This is a genomic window from Azospirillum sp. P4_B5 (assembly GCF_056402275.1).
On sequence record NZ_JBFUHT010000039.1, the window covers coordinates 12,462 to 26,525 of the forward strand.

Below are 14,064 nucleotides of genomic sequence, written 5' to 3' on the forward strand. Positions count from 1 at the left end.
GTAATTCCGACCCAGCAGGCGGAATGACAATGCCCATGCTAAGCGAAGTCAGAGTCTTGATTGCCGATGCCAATCCTGCCATTGCGTCGGGCCTCCGCCTGATGCTTGAGCAGTGGGGTGTGGGAGGGTGCGAAGTAGTTTCCACGCGCACCGAGTTGGCCGCGGCGCTGAGCGAGGCCACACCCGACGTTGTTCTGTTCAACATAGACTTGGTGAGCGATTTGAACGAGATCGAAAGCCTGTTGCGTCGGCACCCGATCGGCGCCATCGGCTTGGCGGCACATTTTCTTACGTCAGATTGGCTGATGCAGGACAAGGTGCCGATTCTCGAAATGCCGTTCGGCCTCGACAAACTGCGGTCGGCAGTTTTGTCGGCAGCACGAGGAACCGGTAAGGGCATCGCTCCGACGGGGGGCGGGGAGGTACGACAGCCGGCAACAGCATCGCAACGATGAAACGCCTGTTCCCACCTCGGCACTGAACACCTCTTAACATTACGCAACAACGCTTCACGGCCCAAAGCGCTCAGCGTGTTGCACGCTGCTCTGCCAACGCTCGGATCGATCATTTTCTGAAGGAGGCGTGACCGTGCAAACGCGGCAACGGAAAAGGAAATGGACCCTTGCTCCCTTAGCGTTGTGCGTGCCGCTGGCGTTCGGAAGCGCCCTTTCGGTTCCGGCGGTTGCGGCGGAGCAGACGCCCGACAGCGTGGAGGTGCGCAATCGGGCGACGGTTACCAAAGGCTTCGAGGCATGGCGGGACGGTACGGGAAGCCCCTACGACCTGCTTGACGAGAACGCCGACTGGACCATCGTCGGTGCATCCCTGGTTGCGCGCACCTACACGGGCCGAGAGGACTTCTGGGGCGCGGCACTGTTCGATGAGACACCCGGCTGCGGTAGATTGAACCGCAACGGGAGGTCTTTGACATGGACAAGGAACAGGGGCGTAAGCCCGAGGGGGCGCCGGAGCGCGCCCATCACGCTGGCGCAGGCGCCCCCTCGGGCGCGGACGCCGGCACGCCGCAACGCTTCTCCGCGGCGCGCAAGGTGGCGGCGGTCACGCGCCTGCTGCGCGGCGAGCCGCTGGAGGTCGTGGCCCGCGAGCTGAACGTCACCGTGGCACGCCTATCGGAGTGGCGCGAGCGCGCTCTGGCGGCCGCCGCGTCGGCCATGAAGGAACGCGAGCGCGACGAGCGCGATGCGGAGATCGCCCGCCTCAAGGCCAAGGTCGGCGAGATCACCATGGCCAACGAGCTGCTGGAGGAGAAGATCAGCGCGCTGGAGGGCAAGCGCCCTTTGGCCCGGCGGAGGTCGAGACGATGAGCCGGACCACCTCGCCCTCCACTGGTCGCCCTTACGGTCTGGCCCGGGTTGCCCGGATCTGGCGCGTGTCGCGCGCCACCGTCTACCGTCACCGGACGGTCGGCCCACCTGCGATGCCCCGGCGCCCAGGCCCGCTTGGCCCGTGCCGGGATGCCGAGTTGGTCGAGCACATCCGCCAGCAGATCCTCGCCTCGCGCTTTCACGGTGAGGGCTACCGCAAGATCTGGGCGCGTCTGCGTCATGCCGGCATTCGCACCTCGGCCCGCCGGGTGCGGCGGCTGATGGGGGCGCACGGACTGCTGGCGCCGCATCGGGTCGGGCGGCGGCGCACCCGAGCGCACGACGGCACCATTGTCACCGAGACGGTGAACGTGATGTGGGGCACCGACATGACCGAGACGATCACCGTGGCCGAGGGCGTGGCGCGCGTCTTCATCGCGGTCGATCACGCCAACTCCGAGGTGGTGGGCATTCACGCCTCGAAAAGCGGCAACCGCTTCGAGGCCCTGGAACCGGTCCGCCAGGGCGTGTTGCGCCATTTCGGCGGCATCGGCCCGGGTGTGGCCACCGGGCTGACGCTGCGCCACGATCACGGCTCGAACTACATGTCCGGCGACTTCCAGGCCGAAATCAAATGCTTGGGCATCACCAGTTCGCCCTCCTTCGTGCGTGAGCCGGAGGGCAACGGCGTGGCCGAGCGCTTCATCCGGACGCTCAAGGAGAACTTCCTCTGGGTCCACACCTTCGACACCGTCGAGGAGCTGAGGCTGGCCTTGGTCGAGTTCGCCCGCCACTACAACGAAACCTGGCTCGTCGCCCGACATGGACACCGCACCCCGGCCCAGGTGCGCGCCGACCAGCTCGGGGTTGATGAGACGCTCATGGCCGAGCTACCCTTGGCCGCCTGAACAAGCCCAGCCGGCTGTCTCATTTCCGGGCCGCGGTACAGGCCGAGAGGACTTCCTCAGCAACGTGATCCGGCCCTTCGGTGCCCGCATGGCCAGCCGTTTCGTTCCGGAAATCCGGAATCTCTATGCTGACGGCGACACGGTGATCGTGCATTTCGATGCGGAAGGAACGGCCCGCGATGGCCAGCCGTATCGCAACAGTTACGCGTGGTTCCTTACGCTGCGGAACGACCGGATCATCAAAGCGACCGCGTTCTTCGACAGCATCGCGTTCAACGATTTCTGGCAGCGCGTGACGCCGACGCAGTAGCAGAGCAGTTGTCCTGCCCACCACGCGGCAGGCGCATCAATTGCCGCGTGGCGGACGTTCCTCCTGCGGAGACGGCGAACCGACGCATGAGGCGTGTTCGCCGCCGAAGCGCGCGACAAGCGTATCGATCAGTATCCGGACCTTTCCCAAAACATGGGGGCCGGGAGGTCGCAAAACGTAGAGACCATGTTCTGGCATGTCGTAATCGAGAAGGAGCGCTTCGAGCCTTCCGCTCGCGATGAACTCCGACACGAGGAACAACGGAACGGCGGCGATCCCAAGCCCCGCAATCGCCCACTGCACGATGGCATCCCCGCTGTCGGTCCGGAGACGCCCTTCCGGGCGAACCGACAGCCAATTTTTACCGGAGCGGAACCGCCACTCCGTCTGTACCGCGCCGCTGTAGATCAGACACTCATGGACGGCAAGGTCAGTCGGCGCGCCCGGTCGGCCGTGTAGTCCGATATACTCCGGGCTGGCGACCAGCACGGCTCGGACTGGCGCGATCCGGCGCGCCACGAGACTGGAATCGCGCAGCGTGCCAATGCGGACCGCGGCATCGAAACGCTCGCCAATCAGGTCGGCAATCCGGTCGCTGTAGGACACATCCATGGCGAGTCTGGGGTGGAGCCGGGCCAAGTCCGCCAGGACCGGAGCCATGTGATGGACGAAAGCCGCGGGCACGGAAAGGCGCAACCGCCCGATCATCCCACCCCCTCGTTGGGCGACGGAGTCACGCGCGTCCTCCAAGTCCGCCAGAATCCGCTCGCACCGCGCTTTGAATTCGAGACCGGCATCGGTCGGGCTGATGCCGCGCGTGGTGCGGCTGAGAAGGCGGGTGCCGAGTTCGGCTTCGAGCCGCGCCATCCGCCGGCTGAGGATCGACTTTGAAATGCCCAGACGATGCGCCGCCCGGTTGAAGCCGCCACTGTCGACGATCTCGACGAAGCTCTTCAGGTCCGCGAACTCTGGCATGCCGGTGTTCCCAATCAGGCAACAGTCTGGGCGCATTTAAGGCCATTCTGGCCCGCCAGGTGAACCGCTAACTTGGACCGGTCGCCATCGTCGGATGGCTCAAGAGGTCCAAATCCATGTCCACAGTTCTCGTCCTTACCAGCAGCGTCCTTGGCGAAGCGTCCGTCTCGAACCGCCTCGTCGAAGAGGTGGTTGCACGTCTACGCTCGCAGGAACCCGATCTTCAAATCATCGCCCGGGATCTTGGCCGCAATCCGCTTCCCCACCTGACCATTGATGCCGCCGTCGCGCTGCGGGGCGGTGATCCGGCCAACGCCGATCAGGCGGAAGCCCGCGCCCTTTCGGACAATCTCGTTGCCGAGCTCAAAGCGGCCAATACGGTGATCATCGGTGCGCCGATGTACAACTTCGGCATTCCGTCGACCCTGAAATCATGGTTCGACCATGTGCTGCGCGCCGGCGTCACGTTCCAGTATTCCGCCAGCGGCGCGGCGGGGCTGCTCACGGAAAAGCGGGCAATCGTCATCGAGAGCCGGGGTGGTCTGTACAGCGAAGGCCCGGCGCAGGCGATGGACGCACAGGAGCCGCATCTTCGAGCCTTGCTTGGGTTCATGGGCATTACCGACGTCACATTCATCCGCGCGGAACGGCTGGCTTTGGGGGCGGAAGCTCACGAACAGGCCATCGGTGCCGCGCGGGCGCGGATCGTGCAGACCGTATAGCAAGCGCCAACGCGGCGCCAGAAGGGTTGGACCGGCGGGCGGCTGTGGCGGGCTTCGACGGTACACTGCTGACCACCGCGACAGTGGTCGCCCTCCGCCTGCGTCTGTTCGAGCGGTACTGAGCCGGCATCCCTGCAGCGAACCGGATCAGGGCGGGCACTCGGCGCCGGTCTCGATCCAGGCGGCGATCAACGCGCCGAAGGCGGCCTGCGTGCCCGGTGCCGGACGGCGGCCTTCGCCGGGATGCCAAGCCCAGGCGACGAGATGATCCTCGGCCAAGTGCGTGTGGATCTGGGCAAGACTGCGGCCGCCGTTGCGGGCCGGGTCCTTCAACTGCTGGCAGATCCCGCCGAGGGTCAGCCCCTGCCACGCCATGCTGGCCGGCGCCAAAAGCCATGGCGTGGCGCCAGGAACGGAGCCGATGCGGCTGCCGACCAGGGTCGTGTTCTCCGTCCGGTGGCAGGAGTTGCAGTTCAATCCGGGCTGACCGAACCCGGACTCCCCGGCCTGCATGAACGGAGCGTGCGGGCGCATCGCATCGCCCTGGGTCGGCTGGCGGTCGGCCGGGTGGCAGTTCATGCAGCGGGGATCGGTGAGAACCTTGGCCGCTTCGGTGAAGAGCGCGCGCGAGCGGGACGCGGGATCTCCGGTCGGGACGATCTCGGCGGGGCTTTTCAGGCCGCGCCCGAGATCGGTGGTATCCGCCCGGGCGGTGCCGATGGCAGCGGCCAGGGCCAGGGCGCTCACGGTCACGGCGGGAAGGATGAGACGGGCGATACGTCGCATGGTCATGCCCTCCTCAGCCTGCTGCCGTCGATCGGCAAATTGCGGAGCCTTTGTCCGGTCGCCGCGAAGATCGCGTTCATCACCGCCGGGGCTACGGGCGGCGTGCCCAGTTCGCCGACGCCGCCCGGTGCCTCGGTGCTCGGCACGATATGGACGTCGATCCGGGGGCACTCGTTGATGCGCAGAACTGGCGAGTCATCGAAATTGCCCTCGACGATGGCGCCGTCGGCCACGGTCAGACGGCCATAGAGCACCGCGCTCAGGCCGTAGACGATCCCGCTCTCCACCTGCTGCTTGAGGATCACCGGATTGATGACCTGCCCACAATCGACGGCGCAGACCATGCGGTCGATCCGGACGGTGCCGCCCGGTGTCACCTGAACGTCGGCGACCAGGGCGGCGAAGCTTCCGAAATCAGCGATTACCGCTACGCCGCGTCCGCGCCCCGGTTCGAGCGGCGTTCCCCACCCGGCCCGCTCCGCGGCAAGGTCGAGCACCGCGCGCAACCGCGGTGTTCCGGTGAGCAGGCGCCGCCGATAGATCACAGGGTCCTGGCCGGCAAGATGGGCCGCCTCGTCGATGCCGCATTCGATGGCTGGGGCGTTGCGGGTCGGGCCGACGCCGCGCCAGTTGCCGGTCAACATGCCCTCGGGCGCTTCGTGGCGGACGTACTCGACGCGCTTGTTGGGGATATCATAGGGTCCCTCGGCGCCGCCAACGATGTCGAGATCGATGCCGTCCTTGAAGAAGGCCGGCAAGAAGCGCGCCATGATCGCCGGTCCGACGACGCGGTGGCGCCACGACACCGGCAGCCCATCGGGGCCGAGCGTGAGGTGCAGCCGACTGAGGTTCAGATAGCGGAAGGAGTCGTGACGGATGTCCTCCTCACGGCTCCACACCACCTGCACGGGCCCGTCGACCTGCTGGGCCACGCGGGTCGCCAGGGTGATGCCGTCATAATCGAGGCGCCGGCCGAAGCCGCCGCCGAGCAGGTGATTGTGGACCACCACCTTCTCCACAGGCAGGCCAGTGACCGCCGCCGCCGCTTGGCGGGCCCGCCCGGCCACCTGGGTCCCAACCCAGACGTCGCAGGAGTCTTTGCGCACATGCACGGTGCAGTTCATCGGCTCCATCGCCGAATGGGCGAGGATGGGCAACCGGTACAGGGTGTCAAGGCCGCGGGCCTGTGCCGCCTCCGCCGCGGCCACGTCGCCGGCCTCATGGGCGACCAGAGCCGCCCCCGCCATGGCGGCGTCGGCGCGCCGCTCCAATTCCTCGGTGGTCAGGCCGCCGTTCGGCCCGGCATCCCAGGTGATGCGCAGCGCCGCCAGCCCCTTGCGGGCCGCTCCGGTGTGGTCGGCGACCACGGCGACGGCATCGCTCAGTCGGACCACCTGCCGAACCCCCTTGACGGCGAGCGCCGCACTGTCGTCCACCGCCTTCAGCGTGCCCCCAAAGGTCGGGCAGATGGCCAAAGCCGCGAACTTGACCCCCGGTGGGTGGGCGTCGAGCCCGAAACGGGCGGTTCCGTCCACCTTCTCCGGCGAGTCGATGCGGGGCAGCGCTTTGCCGATCAGGGTGAAGGCCGAGGCCGGCTTGAGCATCACGGTTTCCGGAAGCGGTTCCCGCGCGGCGGCGGCGGCCAGTGTGCCGTAGGGAGCGCTGCGTCCACTCTCGGGGTGCCGCACGACCCCGGCTTCGGCCTTGCAGGAGTCAGCGGACACGCCCCATTGCCGCGCCGCCGCAGCGACCAGCATCGTCCGTGCCGCTGCCCCGGCCTGGCGCATGGGTGTCCAGAAACCGCGGATGGTGACCGAACCACCGGTGATCTGGTCGCCAAGCAAAGGGTGGGCGTAGCGCGCCGGGTCGGCCGGCGCCGGCACGGCCCGGATCTGGTCCAGCGGCACCTCCAACTCCTCGGCGATCAGCGTAGCGATCGCAGCGTAGACACCTTGCCCCATTTCGGCCGATGGCACGATCACCTCGATCGCCCCGGCTGGCGGAATGCGGATGAAGGGAGTGAGGGTAGCATCGCCAACCGTCGCCGCTTCGGCCGCTGTTCCACCTTCATTTTGTGCGGCGACCCCGGCGGGGCACAGCCCGATCACCAGGGCGCCCCCCACAGCGGCGGCAGAGATGAGGAAGCCCCGGCGGGAAAGCGGGCTGGCGGGAGGCGAGGACAGTGTGTTCCGGTTAGCCATGGCCATGTCACAGATTCTCCTCGCTGACGATGACGCCGGAGGCGCGCTTGATGGCGGCACGGATGCGCGGGTAGGTCCCGCAACGGCAAATGTTCCCGGACATCACCGCATCGATGTCCTCGTCGTTGGGCTGTGGGTTGACGGCCAGCAAGGCCGCCGCCGCCATGATCTGCCCGGACTGGCAATAGCCGCATTGAACCACTTCTTCGGCCAACCAAGCGCGCTGGACGCGCGCGCCTTCGTCGGTTTTACCGACCGCCTCGATGGTGGTGATGGTGGAGGAGGAGGCATCCGCAACGGTGGTGACGCAGGACCGCACCGCCTGCCCGTCGAGATGGACGGTGCAGGCGCCGCACATGGCGATGCCGCAGCCGAACTTTGTGCCGGTCAGACCGAGAACGTCGCGCAGCACCCATAACAGGGGAATGTCTCCATCCACATCGACCGTGTGCGTCATACCATTGACGTTAAGGGTGTGGGGCATGGTCGGAGGCTCCCTTGCGATGCGCTGTTGGTGCGATGTTCGGCCGTGCTTGCGATGTCCTGGTGCGGTGGCTGCCCGGCGGTCGGTCAGGCAGAGACGGGTCGGTTTGCGGTCTCAACCTTAGGCAGCCGGAACTGAGCAGACCGACTTAAATGGTGTGAAAATGTGTGAGGCGCGCCGATGGGGGGCGCGCTATCACAAAGGTGAGGCTGACTTTACAAAGGTGAAGTTGCCGTTTTGGTCCCGTACGATATGATTTTGCACCACCGCCGGAGGGCGGGGACGGCCGGAGAGCGCCGGGGGTACCATGGGGGATTTCGGCGAGAGCCGGTGTGGCGTGGAACCATGTCCGGCTGCTGGATCACAGTCGGCACGCAAAGCGCACGTTCCGGGGGTACCCGCGATTTCGCTGGGTCCCCCCTCTCAGGCTCCCAGTCACGCCGTTGACTTGGGCGAGATCGTCTTCGGCCCTTATCGGCTGTTGCCGCAGGCTCGCAAGCTCTACCGTGGCGATACGGTGGTGCGCATCGGCAGTCGTGCCATGGATCTGCTGATCCTGCTGGCCACACGGGCGGGAACGACCCTGACCAGCGAAGAACTGATGACCGCCGTCTGGCCCGGCATCCACGTCGAGCGCAACACACTGCGTGTCCAGATTGCCGCGCTGCGCAAGCTGCTCGGCGTCGAGCCGTCTTGTCTGGACTGCATCGTCACGGTCACGGGGCGCGGTTATGCGTTTGCCGTGCCATCGGTGTCCACCACTCCGCTCCGCCCGCTCTCCACCGCGCCGGAGCAGCATGATCTGTCACCGCCCCAACCGGCGCTTCCGCTGACGCGGCTGATCGGCCGTGACGCGCTGGTCACCGAGGTCGGACGACAAATCGGCGCTCATCGGCTGGTCACGCTGGTCGGGCCGGGCGGCGCCGGCAAGACGGCAGTGGCAATGCGGGTCGCTACCTTGGCGGCGGGCAGAGGGGAGGAGGTGGTTCCCGTCGATCTGTCGCCGCTGCCGGACGGTGAACTGCTGGCCGCCGCCGTGGCCGGTCGGCTCGGTCTGCCGGGCAATAGCCTGAACCCCACGGCGACGATCCTGCGCTACCTGTCGGACCGGCGCACCTTTCTGCTGCTCGACACCTGCGAACATCTCGTCGCTACGGCGGCGCGCTTCGTCGAGGCGGTTCTGGCGGTGGCACCGGGGGTCCGTATTCTTGCCACCAGCCGAGAGGCGCTGCGTGTTGCGGAGGAACAGATTCATCCGGTGCATGGCCTACCGTCGCCGGTCGCCGGCCAAGTGGCACCGGCCGACGCGCTGACCTTCCCGGCGGTGCGGCTGTTCATCGAACGCGCCGGCGCGGCCTCCGCCGGTTTGCGCTTCGGTGCGGCGGAGGCGCCCATCCTGGCGGACATCTGCCGGCGCTTGGACGGGCTGCCGCTGGCCATCGAACTGGCTGCGGCCCTGGTTCCCCATTTCGGTGTCGCCGGTCTTCTGCAGGCGCTTTCCGATCGCTTCGCGCTGCTCACCAGCGGTTACCGCACGGCACTGCCCCGCCACCAGACCTTGTTGGCGACGGTGGAATGGAGCTATCGCCTGCTAGACGAGGCGGAGCGGAGGGTCTTTCGTTGCTTCAGCGTGCTCCGCGGCGCCGTCGCCTGGGATGACGCGGTTGCCGTCCTTTCCTTCGATGCCGCCGACGCCGCCCCCGTGAAAGGTCTGCTCCAGCGGCTGGCTTCGAAATCGCTGATCGAGGTGACGCCCGACGGGCTTGGCGTCCGCTGTCGCATGCTCGACACCAACCGGGACTTCGCCTGGGCGGAGTTGGTCGCCAACGGCGAACAGGATGCCGCGATGGCACGGCATGCCGAGCATTGGACGATGCGGTTGGAGAACTGGACGCCGGAGCCGGCGGACGGCGCTTCACAACGGACAGGCTGGGAGGCGATGCTCACCAACGTCCGTTCGGCGTTGCGCTGGTGCTGGTCGACGGAGGAGGGGCAACCGCTTGGCGTGCGTCTTACCCTCGCCGCCGTGCCGCTGTGGACCAACCTGTCGCTGATCGCCGAAACCATCGAGGCCGTCGGGCACGCACTCGGCGCCATCCCGCCGGGTGATCCCACGCGGCGGCGCGACGTGATGCGGCTTCACGCCGCGCTGGGCGGCGCTCTGATGAACATCGACGGAGCCGGCGAGCGCGTGCAAGCCGCCTGGAGTACCGTGCTGGCCATCGCCGAGGATCTGGGCGACCGCGAGGCACGGCTGAAGGCGCTGTGGGGGCTGTGGATCGACCGGCGCAATCAGGGTGACGCCCGTGGAGCGCTGACGATCGCCCAAACCTATGCGCGCCTGTCCAGCGGTGTCGACGATCCGCTGTTCGCCATCCTCGGCGATCGGATGCTTGGCGTCTCACACTTCTTTGTCGGACGGTTCGCAACGGCGCGCGGCAGCATCGAACGCATGCTCGCGCGCAGCGGAACCATTCCCCGTTCGGCGCAGATCGCCGCCTTCCAGTTCGACCAGTCGGTCGCCGCCCGCTGCTTCGAGGCGCAAATCCTGTGGCTGCAGGGCTTCCCCGAACAGGCGCGCGCCGTCAGCCGGCGCAACGTCGAGGATGCGGTGTCCAGCGACCATGCCGGCAGCATCAGCTATGCCCTGTCGGAGGCGGCCTGCCCGATCGCTCTGCGCAACGGCAACCTCGAAGAGTTGGATGGCTTCGCCGGTCTTTTGATGGCCCGCACCAAGGGCGCAGGGTTGGCCATCTGGCACACTCTCGGCCGCTGCTACGAGAGCTTCCTCCTGATCGGTCACGGCCGGCGTGACATCGGCCTGCGTCAACTGGCTGAGGTCTTGGGCGAGTTGCGCCACATCCGACATGGACCGCTTCTGACGCATATGCTTGGGGAGTATGCGGCGATCCTGATCGACGCCGGCCGCCCTGTTGAGGCCGAGCGGGCCCTGCGCGAGGCCTTCAACCGCCTGCGCCGGAATGGCGAAGGGTGGTGCGCGGCCGATTTGAAGCGGGTGCGTGGTGAACTGGCAGCCCGGAATGGCAACCTGGTGGAGGCGCGGCGCTGGTTTGAACGCGCGTTGGCCGAGAGCCGACGGCAGGGCGCCCTTGCCTGGGAATTGCGTGCCGCGACGAGCTTCGCCCGGTTCCTCCGCGATCAAGGTGACACGGCCGAAGCGACCACGACGTTGTCCAACGTGCTCGGGCGGTACGGCGAAGGCTGGGGGACGCAGGATCTACGCCGGGCTCGCTCCCTGTACGACGAGGTAACGGTTTGTTCTTCGATCGCGGCGATTCGATCCGGGTAGACGGCACATGGTCCTTGTTCCCGACGACAATGACGCAACGCACGGTGAGAGCACATCTAATCCGGGAAATGGTGACCAAATTTCCCGATCAGGAGCCGCCCCCACCCCGTGAGCGGAAGAGCTTTTCGGTGACGTTGTTGCGCCAGCGGTCGCGCGAGCGCAGGTAGCGCCGCGCCACCTCGGTGGACTTGTGGCGGGTCTGGCGCATGATGTCGTGGAGTTGCGCCTCCTCCTCGGCCGCCGCGGTGGCGAGGCCGGCGCGCAGAGAATGGCCGGAGAAGCGCTCCGGCTCGGGCAGGCCGGCCCGGACGGCGCTCTCCTTGACCAGCCGGTTCACCGCCTTGTCGGACAGTGGCTTGCCGGTGACCATACCGTTCTTCAGCACACCGCAGAACAGCGGGTCCTCGGGGCGCAACGCGCCGCGCACCGCCAGCCAGGCGTCGAGGGCACGCAGGGCGCAGAGATCCGGATCGGCGGCCGCCCAGATGGCCACCGCGTCGCCGCGCCCGCGCTGGTCGGTCTTGGAGCGGCGCACCGTCACCTCGACACCGCGGTCGGGATGGCGGACGACGTCGGCGACGCGCAGCGCCACCAGCTCGGAGCGCCGGAGCGCGGCGCCGTAGCCGATCAGCAGCATGGCGCGGTTGCGCAGGCCGAGGAGCCCATCACAAAACGGGGGCAACGGCGACTCGGCTGAGCTATAGCTGGAGCGATGTTCGGCTCGCCCCCAATCCAAACACTGCACTTGAAGGTGCAACTGCGTGACGTCCATCCGGCGGTGTGGCGCCGGGTGCGGATGGTGGACCGCCTGTCGGTCGCCGATCTGCACCGGGTCATCCAGGTGCTGATGGGCTCGACGGACGAACACCTGCACCGCTTCCGCATTCATGGCCGGAGCTATGGAATCCCGGCCATCTGTCAATCGGCTTGAGATAGTGACCCTGGATCGGCACGGAAAAGGGGCTCTGTCGCAGATTTGATGGTGCTGGACTGTTGCTGGCTTTGGTTTCACCAGCGGAATCAGCATCATGGCTCAGTCGCTTCGCTGCACGGGGTGTGTGCCGCCCGGCTTCGTGGTCATCGAGGCGGCGGACGCCGGCCTCGCAGTTCAGATCACGGTGCGCTCCACCGCCACGTTCAGCCCTTGCCCGGTGTGCGGCGGGCACTCGTGTCGGGTGCACAGCCGGTACCAGCGCCTCCTTCTCGACCTGCCGCTCTCGGGGCGTAACGTCCACCTGCACCTCCAGGCGCGGCGTTTCCATTGCGATGTTCCAACCTGTCGGCGCCGGATCTTCGCCGAGCGCTTTGATCCAGATGTTCTGAAGCCATGGGCCCGGCGAACGGCGCGGCTCGACGATGTCGTCCATCATCTCGGTCTCGCCCTTGGTGGACGCCCCGCAGCGCGACTGGCACGACGCCTGATGGTGCCGATCACCAAGGACACGCCTCTGCGCACCATGCGGCGGCACGGCCGTCCTTCATTCCTGCCGCCCTCGGCCATCGGGATTGATGACTGGGCATGGCGGCGCAACCAGCGCTACGGAACGCTCATCTGCGACCTCGATCGCCACCGCACGATCGCTCTGCTGCCCAACCGCGAGCCGGCGACCGCGGAGGAGTGGCTGCTGGATCAGCCGCAGATCGCCATCGTGGCGCGCGACCGCAGTGGCGCCTACGCCCAAGCGGCCTCGAACGCTCTGCCGCATGCCGTCCAGGTCGCCGACCGCTGGCACCTCATGGAGAATGCCAGCCACGCCTTCCTGGATGCCGTGCGCAAGTCGATGCGCCAGATCCGCGCCGCCATTGGTGCGGCGACCGTCGATCCCGCCCTGCTCACCGCGGCGGAGCGCATCCAGTACGAGGGCTATCTGCGCCGGGAGGAGACCAACGGCGCCATTCTCGCCTTGGCCAAGGAGGGCATTGCCATCAAGGAGATCGTCCGTCGCACTGGCCACAGCCGCAAGCTCGTCCGCAAGGTCGTGCGCGGCCAGCGGTCTGACATCTTTAGGGTTCGGGAAAGCTCGCTTGACCTGCATCTCCCCTGGCTGGACGCGCAGTGGGCTGCCGGGCAACACAACGCGACCGACCTCTGGCGCCAGTTGAGAAGGAGTGGGTTCCGGGGCAGCCTTCGTGTCGTGGGCGAATGGGCGACGCGCCGTCGGCGCTCAGATCAGGCGCAAGCCGGGGCGCTCGGCCGCACGCCAGCGGCGCGGACGATCGCACGCTTGCTCACCATCGGCCGGGATGCCCTGAGCAAAGCGGAGACGGTGACGGTCGCGGCGATCGAGGGCGGCGTGCCGCAGCTGGTCGAGGCACGCGAGATCGTTGCGGCGTTCCAGTCGATGATCCGCAAGAAGAGCGCCGAGGAGCTGGGGCCCTGGTTGCAGCGGGCCAAGGCGAGCTTGGTGGCGTCCTTCGCCAATGGCGTCGTAAAGGACCGGAATGCCGTCATCGCGGCAATCATTCTGCCGTGGTCCAACGGTCAGACCGAGGGGCAGATCACCAAGCTCAAGCTGGTGAAGCGGCAGATGTATGGCCGCGGCAAGCTCGACATCCTTCAAGCGCGCGTCATCGGTCCCGGATGAGTTCACACCATCAAATCTGCGACAGAGCCCTTATTCCATGCCGATTCACACACCAGGGCGACGCGCGGGTGCTTGAGGTCGACCGGAACTCCGGCGAGGCGGTGGCCAGTGGCGATGGCGGCGAGATGGACGCACAGCGTCGGCACAGTCAGCCGGAAGGCGCGTTCCGCCGCCTCCGGGTCGTCAAGCGTCATCAGCGCGCGGCCCAGCGTAAAGGCCGCGAACATCTGGTCCGGACCCAGCAGTTCCAGATGGGTGGAGGCGAGGTGGAAGAGCGTGTCGGGATGCTCAGGCCGCAAGCGGAGCGCCGCGTGCAGCGCCGCCACGGCCTCCTTTGCACGGCCGGCCGTCCGCAGAGGGTGTCCCCCAACAGGAACCACGGCACCGGATGGTCTGGATGCAAGGCGGTGGCAGCCCGGAAGCTCGCCACCGCATCAAGCAGCCTCGAAAGCTCGACG

12 protein-coding genes and 1 pseudogene are annotated in these 14,064 nt (G+C 67.2%); 7 read left to right on the top strand and 6 right to left on the bottom strand.

Annotated features, from left to right (window positions below):
* The first annotated feature begins 35 nt into the window (after positions 1-35).
* The 3 genes and pseudogenes from AC1DVI_RS24795 (at position 36) to AC1DVI_RS24805 (ending at position 2,543) form a co-directional block, all read left to right on the top strand.
* Positions 36-455: a response regulator gene (locus AC1DVI_RS24795; protein ID WP_476960227.1), complete on the top strand. Its 420-nt coding sequence runs from the start codon at positions 36-38 to the stop codon at positions 453-455.
* 546 nt (positions 456-1,001) lie between these two features.
* Positions 1,002-2,233, top strand: a pseudogene (locus AC1DVI_RS24800) (IS3 family transposase); the annotation flags it as partial.
* Complete coding sequence (locus AC1DVI_RS24805) at positions 2,196-2,543, top strand: nuclear transport factor 2 family protein (RefSeq protein WP_476960228.1); 348 nt, start codon at positions 2,196-2,198, stop codon at positions 2,541-2,543. The pseudogene AC1DVI_RS24800 and the gene AC1DVI_RS24805, both read left to right, overlap by 38 nt.
* Positions 2,544-2,579: 36 nt before the next feature.
* Here the strand turns inward: AC1DVI_RS24805 and AC1DVI_RS24810 are convergent, their stop codons facing one another.
* A complete protein-coding gene (locus tag AC1DVI_RS24810; protein ID WP_476960229.1) occupies positions 2,580-3,518 on the bottom strand; it encodes a LysR family transcriptional regulator in 939 nt (312 codons plus the stop codon).
* 116 nt (positions 3,519-3,634) lie between these two features.
* Between AC1DVI_RS24810 and AC1DVI_RS24815 the strand changes: the two genes are divergently transcribed.
* Positions 3,635-4,240, top strand: coding sequence for an FMN-dependent NADH-azoreductase (locus tag AC1DVI_RS24815; RefSeq protein ID WP_476960230.1), 606 nt, complete (start codon positions 3,635-3,637; stop codon positions 4,238-4,240).
* A 147-nt stretch (positions 4,241-4,387) separates the two neighbouring features.
* Here AC1DVI_RS24815 and AC1DVI_RS24820 read toward each other — a convergent pair whose 3' ends face one another.
* Genes AC1DVI_RS24820 through AC1DVI_RS24830 form a run of 3 tightly spaced genes read right to left on the bottom strand, consistent with a single transcriptional unit; the run spans position 4,388 to position 7,711 of the window.
* A complete protein-coding gene (locus AC1DVI_RS24820; protein ID WP_476960231.1) occupies positions 4,388-5,032 on the bottom strand; it encodes a hypothetical protein in 645 nt (214 codons plus the stop codon).
* Positions 5,029-7,233 (bottom strand): xanthine dehydrogenase family protein molybdopterin-binding subunit, encoded by a 2,205-nt coding sequence (locus AC1DVI_RS24825; protein WP_149162897.1) that lies wholly within the window; start codon positions 7,231-7,233, stop codon positions 5,029-5,031. Before AC1DVI_RS24825 ends, AC1DVI_RS24820 begins: the two co-directional genes overlap by 4 nt.
* Before the next feature lies 1 nt (position 7,234).
* Entirely contained in the window at positions 7,235-7,711 is a 477-nt protein-coding gene (locus AC1DVI_RS24830; protein WP_149162896.1) for a (2Fe-2S)-binding protein, read from the bottom strand.
* Between the two features lie 448 nt (positions 7,712-8,159).
* Between AC1DVI_RS24830 and AC1DVI_RS24835 the strand changes: the two genes are divergently transcribed.
* The gene (locus AC1DVI_RS24835; RefSeq protein ID WP_170295690.1) at positions 8,160-11,021 is read left to right on the top strand and encodes an ATP-binding protein; all 2,862 of its coding nucleotides are present in this window, start codon (positions 8,160-8,162) and stop codon (positions 11,019-11,021) included.
* Positions 11,022-11,109: 88 nt separating this feature from the next.
* On the opposite strand, the gene AC1DVI_RS24840 is transcribed toward AC1DVI_RS24835, so the two are convergent.
* Complete coding sequence (locus AC1DVI_RS24840) at positions 11,110-11,703, bottom strand: site-specific integrase (protein ID WP_476960232.1); 594 nt, start codon at positions 11,701-11,703, stop codon at positions 11,110-11,112.
* A gap of 63 nt (positions 11,704-11,766) precedes the next feature.
* On the opposite strand from AC1DVI_RS24840, the gene AC1DVI_RS24845 reads away from it, so the two are divergent.
* Positions 11,767-11,952 (top strand): IS1096 element passenger TnpR family protein, encoded by a 186-nt coding sequence (locus tag AC1DVI_RS24845; RefSeq protein ID WP_476960233.1) that lies wholly within the window; start codon positions 11,767-11,769, stop codon positions 11,950-11,952.
* Positions 11,953-12,049: 97 nt separating this feature from the next.
* On the top strand, positions 12,050-13,606 hold the full coding sequence (locus AC1DVI_RS24850) for an ISL3 family transposase (protein WP_476960234.1): 1,557 nt from the start codon (positions 12,050-12,052) through the stop codon (positions 13,604-13,606).
* 2 nt (positions 13,607-13,608) lie between these two features.
* On the opposite strand, the gene AC1DVI_RS24855 is transcribed toward AC1DVI_RS24850, so the two are convergent.
* Positions 13,609-13,932: a hypothetical protein gene (locus tag AC1DVI_RS24855; protein WP_476960235.1), complete on the bottom strand. Its 324-nt coding sequence runs from the start codon at positions 13,930-13,932 to the stop codon at positions 13,609-13,611.
* Between the last annotated feature and the right edge of the window lie 132 nt (positions 13,933-14,064).